This window comes from Pseudomonas sp. P7758 (assembly GCF_013386485.1).
GTDB lineage: Bacteria > Pseudomonadota > Gammaproteobacteria > Pseudomonadales > Pseudomonadaceae > Aquipseudomonas.
Window position 1 is genome coordinate 1 of the sequence record NZ_JACARS010000284.1, and the last position, 513, is coordinate 513.

At 62.4% G+C, this 513-nt stretch carries 1 protein-coding gene and 1 pseudogene; both read left to right on the forward strand.

The features are described 5' to 3' along the window. Positions 1-182: pseudogene (locus HX873_RS31510) on the forward strand (MFS transporter); the annotation flags it as partial. Beyond that, positions 179-513 (forward strand): GNAT family N-acetyltransferase (locus HX873_RS31515; RefSeq protein ID WP_177123879.1); only part of this gene is annotated, 335 nt, incomplete at its 3' end. The pseudogene HX873_RS31510 and the gene HX873_RS31515, both read left to right, overlap by 4 nt.

Here is a 513-nt window from a genome sequence, read left to right on the forward strand (position 1 = left end):
CGGCGGGGCTGCTCGGTTTGATCATGGCCGTGCGCGGGCATGCCACGGTCGAGCAGAGTGATATCGCCTGGATCATGGCGGGTGCCGGATTGCTGTGCGCCTTGTCGGGGCTGGTTTATCGCAGGCTGTCGCCCCAGGCGGGCTCGGCGATTTATGCAAAACGCGCAGAGGGAATTGGATGATTCGGGCAGCACGTATCGAGGACGCAGGTGATATTGCCTGGGTGCATATTCGCAGTTGGCAGCAGGCTTATCGTGAACTGATGCCGGCGGATTACCTGGCTTCGCTGGAGGCGACGCAGCCTCGGCGTGAAGCCTTTTGGCGGCAGTCGATTGAGCAGGGGAGCGAAGCTGTGTTTGTCGCGCAGGTCGAGGGGCGTGTGGTGGGCTGGATTGTTGTCAGCTCGAGTCGTGATGAGGATGCTGATCCAGGCGTAACCGGTGAAGTGCAAGCGGTGTATGTGCTGGCCGAGCATTGGGGAACGGGGGTGGGCAGGGCGCTGTGGCTCAGGGG